The sequence below is a fragment of the Paenibacillus sp. J31R30 genome, from assembly GCF_059692115.1.
Genome location: NZ_JCAUAV010000003.1, coordinates 806,633 through 822,516, shown reverse-complemented (window position 1 = coordinate 822,516; position 15,884 = coordinate 806,633). Strand labels below are relative to the sequence as shown.

Genomic DNA, 15,884 nt, shown 5'->3' with positions numbered 1-15,884 from the left:
TGTTAGACTTGTTATATGAATTCGTCGATAGGAGTTGAAGAAATGACCATTAAGCCGCTTACCTTTTCGATTGTTGATGTATTCGCTGAAAATAAATATGAAGGTAATCAACTCGCTGTATTCAGGCATGCAGCACATTTAACATCTGAAGAAATGCTCGCGATCACGCGTGAAATGAATTACTCGGAAACAACGTTTATTATGTCTGATGAGCCCACGGCAGAAGGATACGATGTCCGAATATTTACACCAAGCGAAGAAGTTCCGTTTGCCGGACATCCCACACTTGGCTCGGCATTCGTTATTCAAAATGAGATCATTGGAAGACCAATAGAACAAATAAGGTTGAAGCTTAAAGTAGGAACTATTCCTGTCACTTTCGATACAAATAGGAGCGGTATGGCTTGGATGCAGCAACAGCTGCCGATTTTTGGTGAAGTTGTGGATGCTGAAGTTGTCGCAAATATGCTTGACTTACCCATCTCGTCCATCGATACCCGTTTCCCCATTCAAGAGGTTTCAACAGGCTTAGCAGCGCTCATCGTGCCGCTAAAAAATCTTGAAGCAATAAAAACATGCAAAGTGAACCGAGAGTTATATTTCCGCTTAATCGAACGGCTTACAGCTAAGATGGTACTTGTCTTTTGTCCGGAGACGTATCGCAATGACAATCATTTAAACACGAGAGTTTTCGGAGATTATTATGGCGCTCCTGAAGACCCTGCTACTGGCAGTGCGAATGGGGATTTAGCTGGCTATTTAATCAAACATCGTTACTTCGGCAAAGATGCCATTGATATTCGTGTGGAACAAGGCTTCGAAATCAAGCGTCCTTCCATTCTATATCAACGAGCTTACAAGGAAGACGAGCGCATTATTATACATATTGGCGGCAAAACAATACAAGTCGCAAAAGGCGAATGGCTGTAAAGTTCCTCCCTCTTTGCAAATCAGATTCTTACGTAAAAACCCTCAGGAGCGTTCACCTGAGGGTTTTTGGCGAAGGACTTTGGTTACTTTAAAGACATTCTGATTTGTTCATCCTCTGCTCTTATCGAATAGTTGGCATCCATGCAACCCTGCTGTAATTTAACAGCGGTATAGGTAAAATCATCATAAACCAGCTGCAATTCCCGTTCTGATGCAAAGGCGATCTGCGGCAAATTTGGCGAGTTCTCATCATACGTTGGCATCCAAACGAGTTGATCAGCATTCTTTTCGATTGTAATCGTCATTTCGCTCTCCGTTAGGAGGAAAGTAATTGTTCCGCAAGCTGTCCCCCTAAAAGAGATCACAGCGCAGCCATCCTCTTCTTTATACGATACCTCTTCGAAAGTTAACGACTGAGGCTCACCGTCCGAGCCAAAAAACGGATAAATACCAGCCCGAATCTGATTGCCTGTCCACCGATAGCCATCCATAACGGGCAAGTTGTTAAATTGAAGTTGATTGCCTTGGCAAGGCTCATCCAAATAACGTTCACGATAATTTTCACAGAATATATGAATATCCCTGATCCAGAATCGTTCTTTCTCTGTATACAAATTAATCCGGTAATACTTGCTGTTAAACCAAACCGACTTATGCCCTTCGTCAATTGAATCGCTAAAGGCAGCTACTACAGAAGCAGGTGTTGATTCGTAGGTTTGCTTAAACCAGCGTCCTGTTTCGCCTAAAGTTTCAACCTCAAGTTTGCCTTCTTGCTGCAGTATTGCCAACTGCTCGAACTGATAAATCAATCCCTGACTCATCTTCTCCCAGCCAAAACTATTTTCCTGACCAACCTGCGTATACCCAAATGAGAGGCAGTTGCCGCTGAAATTTTCTTGAAAATACCAGTCTGTCCAAGCATTTACGCCACCCCCTAATTCATGATAAACGGGTTCGAGCGTGATGACAGGCTGGTGGGCAGGCGCGCCCGTATCCAGCTTTAAGCCGACATCGTATTGGTGAATCGGATCGGATCCCAGCATCCGTAATATCGGAATGTTAATTTGTTGTTCTGGTGTCTGCGCAGGACTGAAATGATTGTTCCGGGAAGGGTAGTAACCTTGATTATAGTAGCCACCCCACAGATTATACCCATCCGTTCCCCATTGATCCTTACAAATGCAAATCGCATCAATGTCGTATTTTTCTTCCAAATAGGTAATCGAATGAACATCTAGGGACCACGAACCAATAGACTTCGGGTATTTATGAAAAATGGCATGAAAGTCATTCATCATCGTGTCGATGATCCGCTCGCGTTGTTCGCATGTATATCCGACAGTGAATCCACAATGTGCATGCCAATCCCATGCGTAGCGGCCTTTCCATGGGATTCCAGCTTTAACGGCAAGCGGCTCTACAACTTCCAGCCATAGGCCAAGCTCTATTTGCTCAGCATTCATCTCTTCAAACAACGAAGTGAATACTGGGTTTATCAAGGCATCATATTGAAATAAAAAAGTTCCTTTTAGCTCATGCTTCTTCAGAAGTTTAATTTGCTCCTGAACAGGTTTAACTAGATCAATATCTTTTCCTGGTCTCGGTTCAACAGCGCGAATAAAGTTGATAATGTTGACGATTTGTCTTTTCATTGGATTCCCTTCTCTCTACGATGTTGTGTTTGATTTATTCCATCATATAACTTAGAATGCAATCGAGGGAGCAAGAAACCGACTTAAAATGTGGACAAATCAACGGGAAGTGAATTCGTGAAGCAACAGGCTTATTATCGTAATATTTTAGAAAAAGACAATGATTATGCCGTTATGGATACTTATCTAATCATGAACTGTGCCGGTTGCCAGGTTATGCAAAGACACTATGTGGCCAATGCTGTACGTAAGGATTACTTTTTATTGTATATGGTTAAAGGAAATATTCGCGTACAAGCAGGAGAAACTTCCGCTGTCATGACGCCGGGAGAATGCATCATCTTCACGCCTAACCTGCCGTTCTTTTTTGAAAGTGCAGAGGCTCAGGAATTGGTGTATTTATGGGTTCATTTTTCAGGAAGTGCCGTTGTAGAAGTGTTGAAATCATCCGAATTACCCACGGGGATGATCATATATGCCGGTAGTATGGAAAATGTCATAAAGACATTCCAGGCTATATTTCAAGCATTTTCCAATCGGGATTCCTTATATCAGATGGATGCCATACAACAACTAATTTCATTGCTAGCGCTAATCGGACGATCCGCGCAGCATACCAAATCGCCTTTTTACCACAATCACAATCGAATCGAGACATCGTTACGCTATATCCATGAACACTTTCATGAGCAATTAACCTTACAGCAGCTTGCTGAGATGGAACATCTAAGCATCAGTCATTACCGGACTGTCTTTACCGAGAACTTAGGAGTGTCACCTTATGAATATATCCTCCTGCAAAGAATGAATCGCGCCTGCGATCTGTTACGTAATTCACTTCTGAGTTGTGCGGAAATTGCAGATATGATCGGTTATGAGGATCAGCGATATTTCAGTCGATTATTTAAAATAAAAACGGGCATGACGCCCCAGAGGTATAAAAATATGAAATAGTTTATCAGTCTACCTCCCAACCCTCCCCCAAAATTATTAGTTGTGTATACACACACTAGTTCTATTGGACGGACATATACTAGAGTATAATGCTAGAAGGGGGGTATTCATTTTGAAGCGATCCGAATCCTATTTGATTTGTAAAAAGTACCTCAATCGAGAAGTTATGATCAGAACGACACAAGGCACATTTAAAGGAACAATTGTGAAAGTGGACAGCAATACTGTGTATTTAAAACCGACACGAAACGGTAAGCAAGCGCAGATCTCCTTTCTCCCTTTCATCCTTCCTTTAGTTCTATTTGATTTATTAGCTATTTTCCTTATAGATAGAAGACCATTCTTCCCATGCGGAGGCGTATTCTAATTGTTTTCTTCCTTTTTCAGTCAAAACTATTGAAACAAATACAAAGGCTGCCAATATGGCAGCCTTTGTATTTTATCGTTTGTAAAGCTTGACTCTGCAATTTATATCTGATAAAACGAAGCTACGACTGAAGAAGGCGGTGTGATTGATGGGGAAACCAATAACATTCAGTATCATAGGCGGCGGAGGCTTTCGCGCACAATATTTTCTAAGAATTGCTCAGGCACTTCCTGAACAATTTCGTGTTAGCGGAATGGTCATTCGTGACGAATCCAAGGGCAAAGCAATGGAAGACTTATGGAAAGTGTCTACTTATCGGACAATGGATCAGCTCTTGGCAAATGAACAACCAGACTTTGTTGTACTCTCCATTCAAGTATCGGCTGCTAGCGATTATATGCTGCAGTTGGCCGAACGAGGAATTCCTGTATTAACAGAAACACCTCCGGCACCTGATCTTGATGGTTTACTGTTGCTGCACGACAAGCTAACTCGTCAGGGTGCGCGAATTCAGGTTGCCGAGCAATATCAATTTCATCCTATACAAGAAGCCAGACAGATGATGATTAAGTCAGGACAGTTAGGCAATGTCAATCAAGTGACCGTATCCATTTCTCAGTTATATCACGCAGTTAGCTTAATTCGGAAAATGTTAGGCGTCCGCTTCGACGATGTCCGTATTAAGGGGATGAGATTTGAATCCGATTGGGTTGCTGGTCCGAACCGCGGTGGTCCTCCTACAGAAGATAAATTAATCAAATCAGAGCGAGATATGGCTTGGTTGGATTTTGGCGGAAAACTAGGGATTTATGATTTCACTAAGGATCAACATCGTTCTTGGACCCGTTCCAACCACTTATGTATTCGGGGGGAACGCGGGGAAATATTCGATAATCGAATTAGCATCCAGGATCCTTCTTGCACACAGATTCAAATGGAGTTTAAACGTATCAATAAAGGCGAGTATGAGAACGCAGAAGGTTATTTTCTGAAAGGAATTATGGCGGGGGAACGGTGGGTATACGAAAACCCGTACATGCCTGCTAGGCTATATGACGATGAAATTGCGATCGCCGAATGCTTGAAGAAGATGGCGGTTTATGCCGAGGGTGGCCCAGGGTTTTATGGTCTGCCAGAAGCTTCTCAGGATCACTATATCGGTATGCTGATTGAGCAAGCTATTCAATCAGGTGAAACCGTAGAGTCGACTCGACAACCTTGGGCTGATTTCGAAGAATAACGGATAGAATCTAATAACCTAGTTACATCAACAGACTGCCCGATATTCATAAGTAGGCAGTCTGTTTTATTATCAATATGTAATTTGAACTATAACTCCCAAATTTGGCATAGCCAATAGGTGTGCTTCCTATCGTTTGATGAACACCATCCAGAATTGTTTTACGATAATCGATCATTTAACATACTCCCCCCTATTTCACCTACCACTTCTCTCAGGCAATTACGCCAGAGATCCAATACGGGGGTACCGGGTAGAACTCCCCTCATCGGATAAACGAACATGAAAGCATAAGGCATAGCCGAATATGTCGACGGTTCATAGATAGTTAGTATAGCAAACCCAGTTCCACTTCGGCCATTACTATCCATGACATCGAATCGTTCTGTGTACACGCCTGGCTCCTCATAAATGCGAGTCAGATGCCATCCATTAGCGGAAGTCCCATCCACAAATGACCAATGGCAGCCGGATAGTTTACCACTCTCGCTCGGTACTGAGCCACTGGCATCCAATTCAATTGAGTGGCCTGCATAACCGTATTGTTGACCTTTATAAACCGCCATTACTTCGGAAGGATACTGTCTGCCGTAGGCCTCCACCACAAGGGGCCAACAATTCAACTTCGTCTTATTATCAGGCGTTCGAACTTCATAGTGCAGATGAGGATCACTAACTTTCATCCCTCGCCATAGATCTCCCGTTTTGGCTAACCGTTCCCCCATCTTCAACCTGGCACCTGCATACAAATCATTCAACATCGTCGCCGTATTGCAGTGGACAAAGCTATATTGATACACACCATCGTTAAGAGCGAACAGATTCGACATACCGTCACCGTCTGGTTCATACACAGTCAGTACACCATCAACCGGGGCAACCACATCATGCCGGTCTGGCAGCGCCCCGAAATCTTCGCCCCGGTGATAATACAACCTGGGCTGATTAGGGACGATTCCAAGCCAAGTATTGTAATACGAAGCTGACATCCAGCGGTAATGCTGGACTGGAAGGTACATATCTAGGCCGCCTGACCATGGTAAGGAAGCGGATAACGCGGATAGCCGAACCGATCTCTCCAATGGCACACTATGCAATCCGCCAGAACAGACAGCTGTCAAATCGACGGAAAGTGCTATGCCTTCCACTACTACAGGCATGCGAAATGGTCCGCACGTAAGGGTCGCAACAGTTCCGCAAACTTCAATCGTAATTAGACTCTTGTAAGAAGCCGGGATGAAACCCAATACAGAGTCATAATAGGGCTGAGTGAGGTGCTCTATGGCTAATAAACGTACCGTTATTTCATCCGTTCCGCCGAAGAAGCTCGTGTAAGACTCCATTTCCCACAATTCAAATAGGACAGGAGTTTGTGCGCTGGATATAGGTTTGGACATGTTCGTTGCCTCCTTTCACCAACATTCAGATCAGCTTAAACATTATTTTCAAAATAATAGGTTTGCTCGTATAATGTCCGTTCCTGAATTCGTTTCCTATTTGGCGTAAATCCGATACCAGCTTGATCGGGAATTTGAATGATTCCGTTCTGTACGATTACTTCAGGATCAATAATATCTTCCTCCCAATAGTTGGAGGAGGCTGCCGTATCGCCGGGAAATATAAAATTAGACAGACTGGAAATGGCAATATTGTGTGAGCGCCCTACCCCAGATTCAAGCATACCGCCGCACCAAACCGGGATACCAGAATCGCGGCAAAGATTATGAAGCTTGATGGCTTCACCAATGCCGCCAACCCTGCCGATTTTTACGTTAATGATTTTACAGCTTCCCATTCGGATCGCTTTCCTCGCATCATCGCTTGAATGAATACTTTCATCCAGGCATACAGGTGTTATTAATTGTTTCTGCAATTCACTGTGATCGATGATATCGTTGTAGGCAAAAGGTTGTTCAATCATCATAAGGTTGTAACGATCTAATTTCTTTAAATGCTCTACATCCGACAACGTATAGGCAGAATTAGCATCTACCATCAAATCAATTTGGGGGAACTGCTTTCGCACTTCTGCAACAACGTCCACATCCCAACCCGGTTTGATTTTCATTTTGATGCGTTTATATCCTTTTAACACATTGAGCTCGATCTTTTCCAACAATTGAGCCGGTGTATTGTGAATTCCTATACTGATTCCAACTTCGACTTCCCGCTTCTTTCCTCCGATCGCTTGTGAGAGAGTGATTCCTTCCCTCTTAGCATATAGGTCCCAATACGCACCTTCTATTGCCGATTTAGCCATATAGTTTCCGCGTATAGGTTTAAAAAGTTCCGAAATTTCATTCGGATGAGTGATTTCGGCCTGCTGCAAAATAGGTACTAAAAAACGCTCCAAAAGATGCCAATTCGTCGTTAAGGTCTCTTCGTTATATGACGGCTCTGGAAATGCAACCGATTCTGCCCACCCGGATCTTCCCTCTCGATCTACGGCTTCGACGAGAATAAACGCTTTCTCCCGCATGGTTCCGAAACTGGTAGTGAAGGGATGGATTAACTTCATTTTCAGATGTCTTAAAATAATGCGGTCAATTTGCATGTCTCTGCCACCTTTTAATCAGCTATACGGAATCAACTCTATCTGAAGCAAATAACTTCATGACCGATACAGCCAACATCGCTGTTCCTACTTGTAAGGCGTCCAAATTAAAGCTCATTTGCGGGTGATGCAGACCGGGTACCAAATCTGACCCCAAACCAATCATGGTTGCATGAATGTTTGGCTTTTCAATGGGGTAAAAGTGAAAATCCTCCCCACCCGGTGTAACCGGAGGCTTCACAACCCCCGCTTCCCCCAACACGTCTGCAATTGCTTCGCCAACAATTACTTCCATATATCGGTTAGGCACAGCCGCTGCCATTCGTGCCACGATATCCAATTCGACAGTTGCCCCATTCCCTACACCAGCACTTCGTACAGCAGCATCGACTTTGTCCAACAAGGCGTCCATAGCCTCGTTGGTCTGTGCTCGTACGTCGATTGCAAAATTGCCAATGTCAGGGATGATATTGGTGTTTTTATTCTCAACAAGCAGTCTAGTCACTTTGCAGGATGCTGGGACCATCGGATCCACTTTCACTGCATTTACCGCATGAATAATGGCAGCCAACGCATCGATCACATTGATTCCATCGTTCGGTCTCGAAGCATGGGACTGTCTTCCAGCCACTTTCCCCTCCAAAAAAGCAGCAGCACCATGATAGATCGCGCTTGACGCTTCTCCAAATCTATTTTCCTTAAATGGGCGAAGATGAATCCCTAGAAGAAATTCTACATCGTCCAAAACACCTTGCCGCAGCAGCTTTTTGGCGCCTTCCCCCGTCTCCTCCGCAGGCTGAAAGATAACGACCAGCTTACCTGACGGCTGAAAGCCGATATCTTTCAAGCATTTTAAAGCAAATAAAACCATCGTCATATGGGCGTCATGCCCACAGGAATGATTGGCCTTCCAAATACCATCGACATTTTGCCATAAGGCATCGATGTCAGCTCGCATGGCTACAACTCGCTCTGTTGAGCTCCCTGTACCTGTCCCTGACCACATAGCTACCACGCCTGTATGCTGATCGAAGGTTCGGTTTATTACATGCATACGAGTCAATTCCTGTTGGAGATAATGGGTCGTCCGCTCCTCTTTCCAACTGATCTCTGCGATCGAATGTAAATATTGATAGGTTTTCACCAAGTCATCCTTATGCTCATCAACCCAACGCATGATCTCCTGCTTCATGTTTTTACCTCAAGCACATAATAATCAACCAGTCCATCACCCCGAATGAAGGAACTTACTTGATACTGATGTGAAAAAGCTTCCAAACACAATTGTCGCAGATGGGTTTGCCAAGTTACAAAAAGTGAAAATTGTTCCCTTTTTAGTTCTCTAACCATTCTTGGAATCGGGATCAAACAGCCTGAAGTGCTCCCATCTAATAAAAGATTATCATTCAGATCTATCTCTGTGATATGATTTCCGTCTATTTCATAGGACAGTAAACTTGGATAATGCGCACTGTTTTTGGAACTCTCGTCTTGCTTCGCTATTGCTCTCTCAACTCTCTCGGAATGAAGGTCCCATTCAACCAAGAAACGGTCTGTCGGAAGCAGCATCCCGTCTGTTCCATAGAAAGTAGGAATGTATTTACGAACGATTCCTCCCAATTTACACAAATTCAAATAAGCATTGCGGGACTCAAACGGATCAAATGTCCAAACGATTTTCTTATATCCATATTGCATGGCCCAGTTTCGCTGTTCCAACTTCAAACGCATGCCAATTCCACGATCACGATGATCCGGATGAATGGCCATCATGTGAGAACCAAGGTAAACTTCGCGTCCATCGAAGCCGGCAAAACCATAGTTAAATCCAATTAACTTATTTCCGTCGAAAGCTCCGATCACTGCTCCACCATGAAGAATTGCAGCTGCCATCTGCGGCAAGGAGGTAATCGTTTCTTGCGACCAAGCTGTCTTTTGCAATTCCACCGCCTCTTGCAGCTCCAGAATTTCCGTCATGGCCCGATATGAAATCTCTTGCGTTTCAATCAACTGCAGCCGCTCCTTCCACGCGTATGGATTTACTCGAAATCAGCTCCTTCATCCATAAGAATGAAGGAGCTGTCCATGCCATTGTACTAGAGTGGGTACACAACAACATCATCGTAAGTAATCGTTGATTTCCAAATGAATAGGCCGGTCATACCACTGCTGAAAGCAGAATCGCTGGCCGTCACTTGCAAAACACCATCTACATACAGCCTTAATGTTGATCCATTAATTTCCGCCGTTACACTATACTCGGTATTGGGATTCAGTGTAAACGCGGAGCTTGAAGCTAACTCCGAGTACGTCCCAGCAACCCTTTTGTAAATTTTCCATGCCCCAGCGAAGTTGCTGTAACCAAATCTGTAAAAGTTATTGGTATCTACATAGCGCATAATAATGGTAGGTCCAGCACCGTCGGACGCTACAGTCGACACTTTCGCCTTAACGTTGGTTTTATAATTCGTCCATGCGGAATTGCCGGTTATCGACCTTATTTCCCCGGTACTATTGCTGCCTTGATATCGAGGAGTTCCGTCTGTTACGATGCTCCACGTGCTTCCGGTTGTCGTCCAGCCTGCAGCATTCCCATCATTGAAGTCATCTGAAAAGAGCGTTGTGCTGCTCGACGGCGTGAATTTAATTGCATCACCGACTGCATAACCATTTGCATTATCGGTTAATTCAACATACCCCGTTGTTCCTGCGGCAAAATTTTGCGTTCCCAACAAAATCCACGTCGCACCCGGCGCTGTTTGTTCGTTAACGAGATAGGTTTGCGAGCCTCCATTATAGTAAATGGTGAAAGGCGCATTGGTAGCTCGATTCGAATAGGGATCCGACAATCGGTAATACACATCATAATTACCTGCCGTCGTGATCGTTGGCCTCCATCTCATTTTCTCTGTACCCGTTCCTGAATCATTATAGACATAGTCGGTTCCATAATAATTGGGCACAAATGTAGAAGCTGTCCAAGCTCCGGTAAATTCTGCGGAAGTGTTATCGATGATGATATCTCCAGGAGCTGGTGAAGAGGAGGCATATACGCCTAACTCATACAATTCCAACGAGGTGGAGTTCAAACTAGTAACCGTAACCTTGACATACCTTGCATTTTGGCTGGAAAAAGTAATATTGTGACTGCTGTTTGTGTTGTTCGTAGTTGTATTTACAGTCGTATAAGCAGTTCCATCTGTTGATACCGCTACTGTGAAATTTTTCGGGAATAGGGTACTGCCCCAATTCATTTGTACATTGTTTATCGAATACATAGAACTCAAATCCAATGTATACGATTGAGTTGCATTCGTGCTCGAGGACACCATTGTCGTCAGGGAGTCATCCACTGCATAGTGGCTCCAGGTTGAAGTAGAACCAAGCGAGCTTACATACAAATTCTGATTGATCGCCAGATTGCCAGTCGTGACTTGATTCAACGATACAGGAGTACCGCCTTCTCTAGTCGTCAGGTACATCACGCTATTCCCAGGTATAGTCACATCGATGCCAACAGCTAAATTTGCATTGGCGATGGTCTGTTTAGGTAATGGATACCCGTTCGCATCCCTAAGATACTCAGAAGGACTATACAGATATTGCTTGAGCGTGGGCTGATTTCCAGCATTCGGAACGGTTACAGTAACCACTCGGGTTATTGTACTTTTGTTTGTGAGAACAACTGTCAAATCATGATTAGCCCCATTTGGTTTTTTCGCTACTACGGCATCGACGTTAGAGATCGAAGTTGAGAACTTCGGATAAATGATCGATGAGCCCTTAACTAAGTTTCTAGAGGCTAGGGAAAGGTTGAAAAAAGCAGGAGTCGGATTTTCTTCCGATGGATTTCCTTCCCTCGTACCTAATGAATTAATAACCCCAGCCCTTTTGAGATTAAAGGGAGGTGAAGTTGCCACGGGAAAACTAGTCACAAAAGCAGCATCGTCAAAATCCCAACTTAAGGAAGCGCTTACTCCGCTCTTTAAAGAATTGACTAGATGTTGCATGATGTCTACGCCATAGTTATAACTTTTTGTCGTTGGTGCAACATCTACGTTGCCGACACCTGCCTCCGTCATCCACAAATGTTTATTTTTTCCGTTTGGATCGATTGCATACATATAATCTCTTGTATGTCCGAGTTGTTGGACGACTGGATATGAATACGAGTGAAGTCCATACATATCAAGCGTACTTGGAATTTGATCTACCGCATCTCTCACTGAAGATATGCCAACAGTTCCAAAGTTATCCGGCCCATACACTTGGATAACGCTAAGCAGCCCCTTAGCGGCAAGTTCAGTTCTAATGTTTTGCAGCGCCAGTTTCGTATCCGTCCAGGCAGCCCCTCCGCCTTGAGGTTCGTTACCTTGATTCCACCATTTAATATTGGTGTAGCCCTTGGTGTTGATCAAGTAATCCAATAAGCCAGCGCTCATCTTAGCCCATTTGATATCTGCAGGCCCCGTAACCAAATCAATGATTGTGCTATCGCCGGACGCTGGATTTATATGATGCGGATCCGTCCAATCCCCTAGCATGACGTCTATTCCCTTAAGTTTTAAATAATCAAGTTGGTCATAAACCTCAAGCATTTTTGTTGTGTTAAAATCAAAAATCGGATTGCCACTTCCGTCAAATCCCGTTGTGTACCAAGCGCCATTTAACATGGTTCTGACTACAGTTGGGTTTAAGTAATCCAATCTACCGTAAGCCTTCGTCTTCTCTGTAGTAGTAAGGGGAAATCTTATATATGGCCCCATATTGAACCCGACACCATCGAAGTTTGGAGTAACTACCTTATCCGTGTTTACTGTCAATATGGTATCTGCTGCTTCCGCTTGTGAAGATCCGAATACAACAACCGAAATACTAATAATCGTAAACATTGCGCACGCGATACCAAACGATACAATCTTTCTCATAGACTGTCACCTCCATAATAATTGTATGGACTCGTTTTCAATGGCAGATGTTTTCAAGCGCTTCCAATCCGAAATTTGCCTATTAAGTTCTCATCCCCCTTTCATTCATCATATCTTTATTATCCTTCAAAAAAAATGATATGGAATGGGGTGAAACATTTAATTTCCGTGCGATTATGTGTTGCTTTAAACATTTCAATTCTAAGTCTTATTGGGATAACTTCGAAAAATACGCTTCCAGGGCTCGGGCCATATCTGCGCCAAACTCACGACTGGAATCGGCGGTGATAGCAGCATCCTTCGTTCCGAAGTATGGAAATTCGATAGCAACCGAGAGAGGGACATTTTGTCTGGCAAAATAATAAGGAAAAGCAGCATACATGGCATCAGGTTGATTCCAGATGATGCCGGCTTCAAGATCATGTACCGGGTCATACACCAGTTTGCCTTTATTCGGATTCCGTGAGGTTACCGATTGCAAGATGGCGGCGAATTTCTCTATTTCTTCTTTGATAGGTGACGGCAACTTAACGAAATAGGGATAATCGTCTCGTATGCCCCATTCCGGATCGCCCCATTTGCCTGGACAATGGATATCAAGTGCTATGGATATATCCAGGGATGATGTATATGCCATAAGGGCTGCGATTGATCTGTAGATAGGCTGTTCGATGTAATCCCGATTGTGATCATGCGGTGCCCTGTGCTTCCCTTGCTCCCCATTCTCAACGCCATCCAGATCAACGAATGGCACATAATGAATAAGCAGCTTCTCTAGCAGCTCTGAATGGCTTTCCAGTAAATAAGTTAGCAGCCCTTCTGTACAATAAGAAGCTGTAGACTCGCAGGCGTGATGTCGCGCCGTGAGCAGAATGTGCTTGCTCGCTTGCGGATTCCCTACTAATAGGAGCGGTACCGCGCGCCCTTGTTCCGAAATCGTTAGAATTCGCCTCTCAACCAGTTCATGCTTCTGATACCGATTCACGAACTGTTCGAAATGGTGAAGTTGGTAAGGAAGTGAGAATGCGAAATAAACTTTGTGATCCCCCTCCTTGTACTGATACTTGAAAGTACACCGATCAATCAGGCTTTCGCTGCCTAGCCAGCTCCAATTCACGCCATCTGAACTGACGGCAGGTCCCCAAGGACCGACGACTTCCCCATTCGTTAGCTCGAATACAACTTCGTCAGCTGCTGAGCTCTCTGTGCAAAAATTCCAATACCACCACCATTCCATCGAATGACTAAGATCCTGCTCCAACCTTATGTGGTTTTCCTCAATGGCGTTTACAATGATATTGCCGCCAGCGTAATTGACGTTAATCTTCAATCTACTCATCTCTTGTTACCTCCTGACGAAAATGTTTCAAACCAATTAACCTTTCAAACCGGTATTTGCAATCCCCTCAATAAACCACTTCTGACACACCGAGACAAGCAGGATCAGTGGCAACAAAGTGGAGACGGAAGCCGCCATAATTTTGGCGTATTGCATCCCTTGTTCGTCCATGAAATTCGTGAGTCCCAATGTAAGCGTATATAAGATCTTGTCTCTTAAGAAAATTAGCGGATATTCGTATTCATTCCAGTGCCACGTGAAGGTGAGAATAATAAGGGCTACCAGAGCGGGCTTCGTCAGATGCAGACAAATTTGCCAGAACGTTCGCCAATGCCCAGCTCCATCCACCTTGGCAGCTTCCAATAGCTCATCTGGGATTGTGGCGAAAAATTGCCGCATCAGAAACGTTCCGAACACCGTGAACATCCCTGGCAGAATGAGTGCGGAATGGGTATTGACTAAGCCCAGCCAATCGAACAAAATAAACCGCGGGACAAGCAACACTTGAGAAGGGATGATCATCGTTGATAAGTACAATAAGAAGATGCCTTCTCTGTATTTAAAGTTAATTTTGGCAAAAGCAAATCCGGCAAGCGAGCTAGTAATGACCCCGCCAGCAACTTGGAAAAACGTGATTTTTATCGAGTTTAAGTAATAGATGTAGAACGGATATTTGCCCGCCCATACGGATACATAATTGTCAAAGTTCCATTTCTTGGGTACCCACTCCACGGGAAAAACGAACAGCTCAGCGTCTACCTTGAATGAAGCGGACAACATCCACAAATAGGGCAAAAGCATCACAATGGCGAGGCCAAGAAACAGCACCGTCGTCACTAGCTTCCGAATTGAAAAGGTCGATTTTTTTTTCTGTTTGACGCGTGCGCGACCGCTTTCCATCGGTTTGACTTGAGAAAGGACTTCCATTGCTTCAAACTCCTTCACGTGAGAATTAGAAATTTTCCTGCCATTTCTTCTGTCCGCGCCATTGAATCAAGGTAATGATAAAGATGATCATGAACAACAACCATGAAACCGCAGCCGCATATCCCATATGGTGGAGCTCAAACGCTAAGGTGTAGATATAATAAGCCAACACCGTAGTGGACTGCATCGGTCCGCCTCTTGTCATGACCTGCACCGAGGCGAATACTTGGAAAGAGCCAATAATAAGCGTAATCGCAATTAAGAAGCTTGTAGGCTTCAACATCGGGATCGTAATGTGGAACAATTGTTTGATTCCGGTAGCCCCGTCAATATCCGCAGCTTCATAGAGATCTTTGGATATCCCCTGCAAACCAGCCAAATATAGAACCATCGTGTAGCCGATACAAGTCCATACCGTCATAAGAATAATTCCGATAAGAGCCCAATCCGTGCTAGCCATCCAACCCGGAGGATGCGCGATCCCAATAGATCGCAGGAACCCATTGATCGGTCCGTTGGACGAGTTGTACAGAATGCTCCACACGATCGCAACAGCGACAAGTGTACTGACATAGGGCAGGAAGAACAACGTTTTCAGCGTATTTTTCAAATACACATATTTATTCAGCACGACCGCAAGGACTAACCCAACGGACATGGATAACGGTACAAGAACGATCGTAAATACAAAATTATTGCGAAGCGATTTCAGCACCACAGCATCTTGAAACATAGTCACGAAGTTATTCAGACCTACGAATTCCAATCCCTTTAGTCCCTTCAGATAATCCCAATCCGTGAAGGTGAGGACAAGGCTGAACAACAAGGGAAATAAAATGAACACGGCAAATCCGCATATATTAGGCAGAATGAATAAGTATCCCGCCAGATGATCTTTAAATTGCCGCTTGTTCCAGAAGCGATTCATGAGCGACTCTCCTCCTTTTTTTCTTTATTCTTCAATACTTGGAAGGCAAAAGGAATGGGTTAAAC

The 15,884-nt window shown here is 44.1% G+C and carries 13 protein-coding genes; 4 read left to right on the top strand and 9 right to left on the bottom strand.

Annotated elements, in window-relative coordinates; genetic code table 11:
• The first annotated feature begins 48 nt into the window (after nucleotides 1-48).
• Entirely contained in the window at nucleotides 49-930 is an 882-nt protein-coding gene (locus tag AC58QO_RS15540; RefSeq protein WP_497267503.1) for a PhzF family phenazine biosynthesis protein, read from the top strand.
• An 83-nt stretch (nucleotides 931-1,013) separates the two neighbouring features.
• Here AC58QO_RS15540 and AC58QO_RS15535 read toward each other — a convergent pair whose 3' ends face one another.
• Nucleotides 1,014-2,582: a hypothetical protein gene (locus AC58QO_RS15535; protein ID WP_497266941.1), complete on the bottom strand. Its 1,569-nt coding sequence runs from the start codon at nucleotides 2,580-2,582 to the stop codon at nucleotides 1,014-1,016.
• Between the two features lie 117 nt (nucleotides 2,583-2,699).
• On the opposite strand from AC58QO_RS15535, the gene AC58QO_RS15530 reads away from it, so the two are divergent.
• The 3 genes from AC58QO_RS15530 to AC58QO_RS15520 all read left to right on the top strand — a co-directional run bounded on the left by AC58QO_RS15530 (nucleotide 2,700) and on the right by AC58QO_RS15520 (nucleotide 5,143).
• A complete protein-coding gene (locus AC58QO_RS15530; protein ID WP_497266939.1) occupies nucleotides 2,700-3,536 on the top strand; it encodes a helix-turn-helix domain-containing protein in 837 nt (278 codons plus the stop codon).
• Nucleotides 3,537-3,648: 112 nt separating this feature from the next.
• Nucleotides 3,649-3,903: a hypothetical protein gene (locus AC58QO_RS15525; RefSeq protein ID WP_497266937.1), complete on the top strand. Its 255-nt coding sequence runs from the start codon at nucleotides 3,649-3,651 to the stop codon at nucleotides 3,901-3,903.
• Nucleotides 3,904-4,051: 148 nt separating this feature from the next.
• The gene (locus AC58QO_RS15520; protein ID WP_497266935.1) at nucleotides 4,052-5,143 is read left to right on the top strand and encodes a Gfo/Idh/MocA family protein; all 1,092 of its coding nucleotides are present in this window, start codon (nucleotides 4,052-4,054) and stop codon (nucleotides 5,141-5,143) included.
• Nucleotides 5,144-5,304: 161 nt separating this feature from the next.
• Here AC58QO_RS15520 and AC58QO_RS15515 read toward each other — a convergent pair whose 3' ends face one another.
• The 8 genes from AC58QO_RS15515 to AC58QO_RS15480 form a co-directional block, all read right to left on the bottom strand.
• Nucleotides 5,305-6,540: a PKD domain-containing protein gene (locus AC58QO_RS15515; RefSeq protein ID WP_497266933.1), complete on the bottom strand. Its 1,236-nt coding sequence runs from the start codon at nucleotides 6,538-6,540 to the stop codon at nucleotides 5,305-5,307.
• Nucleotides 6,541-6,575: 35 nt separating this feature from the next.
• Nucleotides 6,576-7,697, bottom strand: coding sequence for an o-succinylbenzoate synthase (menC, locus tag AC58QO_RS15510; RefSeq protein WP_497266931.1), 1,122 nt, complete (start codon nucleotides 7,695-7,697; stop codon nucleotides 6,576-6,578).
• A 22-nt stretch (nucleotides 7,698-7,719) separates the two neighbouring features.
• A complete protein-coding gene (locus tag AC58QO_RS15505) occupies nucleotides 7,720-8,889 on the bottom strand; it encodes a M20 peptidase aminoacylase family protein (protein ID WP_497266929.1) in 1,170 nt (389 codons plus the stop codon).
• Nucleotides 8,886-9,707 carry a GNAT family N-acetyltransferase gene (locus tag AC58QO_RS15500; protein WP_497266927.1) on the bottom strand — a complete coding sequence of 274 codons (822 nt, stop codon included), beginning with the start codon at nucleotides 9,705-9,707 and terminating at the stop codon, nucleotides 8,886-8,888. The genes AC58QO_RS15505 and AC58QO_RS15500 overlap by 4 nt, the downstream gene beginning before the upstream one ends.
• Nucleotides 9,708-9,793: 86 nt before the next feature.
• On the bottom strand, nucleotides 9,794-12,625 hold the full coding sequence (locus AC58QO_RS15495) for a golvesin C-terminal-like domain-containing protein (RefSeq protein ID WP_497266925.1): 2,832 nt from the start codon (nucleotides 12,623-12,625) through the stop codon (nucleotides 9,794-9,796).
• 208 nt (nucleotides 12,626-12,833) lie between these two features.
• Entirely contained in the window at nucleotides 12,834-13,964 is a 1,131-nt protein-coding gene (locus AC58QO_RS15490; RefSeq protein WP_497266923.1) for a M14 family zinc carboxypeptidase, read from the bottom strand.
• A 36-nt stretch (nucleotides 13,965-14,000) separates the two neighbouring features.
• Nucleotides 14,001-14,891, bottom strand: coding sequence for a carbohydrate ABC transporter permease (locus AC58QO_RS15485; protein WP_497266921.1), 891 nt, complete (start codon nucleotides 14,889-14,891; stop codon nucleotides 14,001-14,003).
• Between the two features lie 25 nt (nucleotides 14,892-14,916).
• Nucleotides 14,917-15,819, bottom strand: a complete 903-nt coding sequence (locus AC58QO_RS15480) for a carbohydrate ABC transporter permease (protein WP_497266919.1) — start codon at nucleotides 15,817-15,819, stop codon at nucleotides 14,917-14,919.
• Nucleotides 15,820-15,884: the final 65 nt, after the last annotated feature.

What these genes read in the sequence shown, in the direction of transcription:
- AC58QO_RS15535 (WP_497266941.1), bottom strand. Translation starts at nt 2,582, where the DNA reads ATGAAAAGACAAATCGTCAACATTATCAACTTTATTCGCGCTGTTGAA.
- AC58QO_RS15520 (WP_497266935.1), top strand. Translation starts at nt 4,052, where the DNA reads ATGGGGAAACCAATAACATTCAGTATCATAGGCGGCGGAGGCTTTCGC.
- AC58QO_RS15515 (WP_497266933.1), bottom strand. Translation starts at nt 6,540, where the DNA reads ATGTCCAAACCTATATCCAGCGCACAAACTCCTGTCCTATTTGAATTG.
- menC (WP_497266931.1), bottom strand. Translation starts at nt 7,697, where the DNA reads ATGCAAATTGACCGCATTATTTTAAGACATCTGAAAATGAAGTTAATC.
- AC58QO_RS15505 (WP_497266929.1), bottom strand. Translation starts at nt 8,889, where the DNA reads ATGAAGCAGGAGATCATGCGTTGGGTTGATGAGCATAAGGATGACTTG.
- AC58QO_RS15495 (WP_497266925.1), bottom strand. Translation starts at nt 12,625, where the DNA reads ATGAGAAAGATTGTATCGTTTGGTATCGCGTGCGCAATGTTTACGATT.
- AC58QO_RS15490 (WP_497266923.1), bottom strand. Translation starts at nt 13,964, where the DNA reads ATGAGTAGATTGAAGATTAACGTCAATTACGCTGGCGGCAATATCATT.
- AC58QO_RS15485 (WP_497266921.1), bottom strand. Translation starts at nt 14,891, where the DNA reads ATGGAAGTCCTTTCTCAAGTCAAACCGATGGAAAGCGGTCGCGCACGC.
- AC58QO_RS15480 (WP_497266919.1), bottom strand. Translation starts at nt 15,819, where the DNA reads ATGAATCGCTTCTGGAACAAGCGGCAATTTAAAGATCATCTGGCGGGA.